At 56.8% G+C, this 3,832-nt stretch carries 4 protein-coding genes; 3 read left to right on the top strand and 1 reads right to left on the bottom strand.

The genetic code is table 11. The annotated features are described in order from the left end of the window. The 3 genes from AAAC48_RS23620 to AAAC48_RS23610 form a co-directional block, all read left to right on the top strand. A partial coding sequence (locus AAAC48_RS23620; RefSeq protein WP_340656529.1) for an alpha/beta hydrolase occupies nt 1–358 on the top strand: 358 nt, incomplete at its 5' end. A 345-nt stretch (nt 359–703) separates the two neighbouring features. After that, nucleotides 704–1,162 carry a (2Fe-2S)-binding protein gene (locus AAAC48_RS23615; protein ID WP_340656528.1) on the top strand — a complete coding sequence of 153 codons (459 nt, stop codon included), beginning with the start codon at nt 704–706 and terminating at the stop codon, nt 1,160–1,162. A 2-nt stretch (nt 1,163–1,164) separates the two neighbouring features. Continuing rightward, nucleotides 1,165–3,363 (top strand): xanthine dehydrogenase family protein molybdopterin-binding subunit, encoded by a 2,199-nt coding sequence (locus AAAC48_RS23610; RefSeq protein WP_340656527.1) that lies wholly within the window; start codon nt 1,165–1,167, stop codon nt 3,361–3,363. A gap of 189 nt (nt 3,364–3,552) precedes the next feature. Here the strand turns inward: AAAC48_RS23610 and AAAC48_RS23605 are convergent. After that, nucleotides 3,553–3,832: DDE-type integrase/transposase/recombinase (locus AAAC48_RS23605; RefSeq protein ID WP_340656526.1), on the bottom strand; the 280-nt coding region annotated here is incomplete at its 5' end.

Genomic DNA, 3,832 nt, shown 5'->3' with positions numbered 1-3,832 from the left:
CGCTGCCGATGTTCCAGAAACTCGCCGGCTCAGGACAATGCTGATGAATACGGTTCCGGAGGGGTACGCAGCCGCGGCCGAAGCGATTGCCGCTGCGGACCTTTCACCGACGATCCGATCATTGCGGGTTCCGGCATTGATCGTCGTCGGCGACCAGGATGCCGCAACCCCGATCTCCGCCGCAAAACGTCTCGCCGACGCGATCGCCGGATCGGAATTCTGCATGATAAAGGGGGCGTCCCACATACCGACCTTTGAACGTTCCATTGAGGTAACAGGCGTTATTGAAACATTTCTCCATCGGCTGTTGTCTAAGGAGATCGGGTGGCGACAAGAGCTGTTCCAAATCATCCGATAACGGGCATTTTCAGAACATAATAAGTACGAAAGGCTTATTCTTTGGCCAAGGACCCTAGCAGCGGTCTGGACTCTCATCCATTTTCGTCCAGGTAACTATCTGTAAGGGCTATGAATATGGCTAGCGACAATCTCCTATGCCAAAAACAATGTGACAGCACCGGCAAGCCGCCTGCGGCTGCGGCAGCCGAACAACTAATTTCACGATCCCGTGAGTCGGCCGTTGCCCATCTTGCTGGACAATCAGCGCAACCCTAAGCTCGAGACAGGTACGCTTCGACGCAAATACGTCCTGTGCCAGCCAACAAGGGCGTAAGCATCTAATGCTCAAATAGGAGGGCGTGATATGGTTGCTTTTACCCTTAATGGCAAAGCGCAAACGCTTGACGTCAACCCCGAGATGCCGCTGCTCTGGGTTATCCGCGATGTCATTGGTCTAACTGGAACGAAGTTCGGGTGCGGAATGGCGCAATGCGGAGCCTGCACCGTCCATGTTGACGGGACGGCGACACGTTCATGTCAAACCGCCGTTGGCGATGTCGAAGGTGCCAAGATCACGACAATCGAGGGTCTGTCGGGTAAGGTTGGGCAAATGGTTCAAACTGTTTGGGCCGAACTTGATGTTCCGCAATGCGGATATTGCCAGTCCGGTCAGATCATGTCGGCTGCGGCGCTTCTGACCGAGACGCCGAAGCCGACTGATGAGGATATCAATTCTGCGATGAGCGGGAATCTGTGCCGCTGTGCAACGTATCAGCGCATCCGCGCGGCAATCCACGAAGCCGCACACAGACTGGAGGCTTGATTATGTTGCAATCTCGTTTTGACCCCAACACAGTACGTGCAACCCGCCGGCAGTTCCTTATTGGCACGACGACGGCCGTAGGCCTCGTTGTCGGCTACAAGTTGATAGCCAGCGATCCAGCTCGCGCCCAGACGGCTCCCGCGCCGGCACAGCCCAATCCGTTCCAAGCCTATGTTGAAATCACTCCGGAAAACAAGATCTTGATCCATTCTTCCCAGTTCGAAATGGGGCAAGGCTCTTATTTCGGTGTTGCGACACTCGTCATGGAAGAACTCGGCGGTGATTGGGCCCAGGTGGAGGTCATCGGTGCTTCAGGCAATCCCGCGCTCTACGGCAATCTCGCCTGGGGCGGGATAGCTCAGGGGACAGGCGGTTCCACGTCCATGACCTCATCATGGGAGCGCTATCGGAAAGCCGGAGCAACTGCCCGGATGATGCTCATTGCAGCGGCAGCAAAAGCCTGGAATGTGCCGGAAAACGAGATTGATGTCGCATCCGGCGTCGTATCGCATCAATCGGGAAGACGGGCGACCTTCGGTGAGCTATCGACGTCGGCAGGCGAACTGCCAGTTCCCGATAACGTACCGCTGAAATCGCGCGAGCAATGGAGCCAGATTGGGTCGGATAAGCTCAAGCGCTATGATTCAATTGGCAAGACCAACGGGACACAACCCTACACGATAGACGTCAAAATGGACGGCCTGCTTACCGCGGTTATGATCCATCCGCCAAAGTTCGGCGCTGAACTCGTGAGTTTCGACGCTGCGAAGGCCAAGGAATTTGACGGTGTGGTCGATGTCGTCCAGACGCCACGCGGCATCGCCGTCGTCGGCCGCGACATGTGGTCAGCGCTGAAAGGCCGGGACCTTGTTACCGCGCAATGGGACGAGAAAAACGCTGAACAACGCGGATCCGCCGAGATCCTGGCGGAGTACCAGAGACTTGCGAGGGGCCCGGCAGTCGCGACAGCCCGCAATGATGGCGACGTTGCCGCGGCTCTTTCGGCGGCCGACCGTGTGGTGGAAGCGAATTATGAGTTCCCCTACCTCGCCCATGCTTCGCTCGAGCCGCTGAATGCCGTGGCACGTAAGGATGAGAATGGTGTCATCGAGATCTGGGGCGGCCATCAGATGCCGGATCTTTATCAGGCTGTTGCCGCACAGGTTGGCGAGACGACACCGGACAAGGTCAAGCTTCATGTCATGAAAACTGGAGGTAGTTTCGGTCGCCGCGCGGTCGCGGACGCTGATCTCATTGTCGAGGCCGTTTCCACCGCAGAGGCGCTCGACTGGAAAGTCCCGGTCAAGGTGCAATGGACCCGCGAAAATGACATGCGAGGCGGCCGTTACCGGCCAGCCTATGTTCATTCCATCAAGGCTGGCCTCGACAAGGACGGCAAATTGGTGGCACTGCATGATCATATCGTCGGTCAGTCGATATTAGGAGGCTCGCCATTTGCGGCCATGATCAAGGACGGTGTCGATGCTACTTCTGTGGAGGGCGCATCCAACCTTCCCTACGCTATACCGAACCTCAAGGTCGAGCTCACCACCACGGACGTGAAAATTCCGGTGCTATGGTGGCGCTCGGTCGGCTCGACGCACACTGCCTATGCGATAGAGACTTTTATGGATGAGCTTGCGGCGGTGGCAAAGCGCGATCCAGTCGAGTTTCGTCTATCTATGCTGGAAGGCCATCCAAGACACGCAGCGGTCCTGCGGCTTGCCGCCGAGAAAGCTGACTGGAACAAGCCTCTGCCTGAGGGCCGTTTCCGTGGCGTGGCACTGCACGAGAGCTTCTCAACCTATGTTGCCGAGATAGCGGAAATTACTTTCAGAAGCGCCACTGATTTCACGGTGGATCGAGTGGTTTGCGCGGTAGATTGCGGGATTGCGATTAATCCTGACCAAATCCGCGCACAGATGGAAGGCGGCGTAGGTTTTGGGCTTGGTGCAATTCTGCAGGAGGAACTGACGCTTACAAAGGGCATCGTCGATCAGGAGAATTACGACAACTACACACCATTGCGCATCGAACAGATGCCTCGTATCGAGGTCCATATAGTGCCTTCCGACGAGCCGCCGACCGGCGTTGGTGAACCGGGCGTTCCGCCGATAGGACCCGCCGTTGCGAACGCCTTGCGGGCGGCAACGGGAAGAACGATCCAGAAACTGCCTATCACCAAAGGGCTGTCGGCATAAAGCTGGTAGCGGGTAGTTTGACGTTGTCATGCTTGCTGCCAAGGCGAGGACTTGACACCTGCGCACAGCAAATCTGGTCTCTCCAGCATCCAATGCGGCGTACCGAACTTCGCATGGGAGAAAATGATATGGTCGTCGCAGGCATGTCGGCGGGCTGGGCTGATAACAGGGTTCCGTTGCAAATTTTTCCTATGGGTAGAGTGAACGAAGCGATGTCCGGTTGTCATGCAGCAAGGATGGTGAATTGGCGATGGACGGACTGGGATTGTAGGCATACCTCGCCTGGCGCTTGCGCATCATGCGGATCATCTCGATGCCTACCAAGATAATGGCCGCGGTTGGCTCAGACTTGAAACCGAGCATTGATCGCACGCGGCGCTTGATGCGCCGATGATCCTGCTCGATCCGGTTGTTGAGGTATTTACTCGACCTGATCCTGACACGCTTGGTCCTGCTGCCGACCTTTGCC

The organism is Phyllobacterium sp. (assembly GCF_037994405.1).
In the GTDB taxonomy this organism is placed as follows: Bacteria; Pseudomonadota; Alphaproteobacteria; order Rhizobiales; family Rhizobiaceae; genus Phyllobacterium.
This window is presented reverse-complemented; position numbering and strand designations above follow the sequence as displayed.

What these genes read in the sequence shown, in the direction of transcription:
- AAAC48_RS23615 (WP_340656528.1), top strand. Translation starts at nt 704, where the DNA reads ATGGTTGCTTTTACCCTTAATGGCAAAGCGCAAACGCTTGACGTCAAC.
- AAAC48_RS23610 (WP_340656527.1), top strand. Translation starts at nt 1,165, where the DNA reads ATGTTGCAATCTCGTTTTGACCCCAACACAGTACGTGCAACCCGCCGG.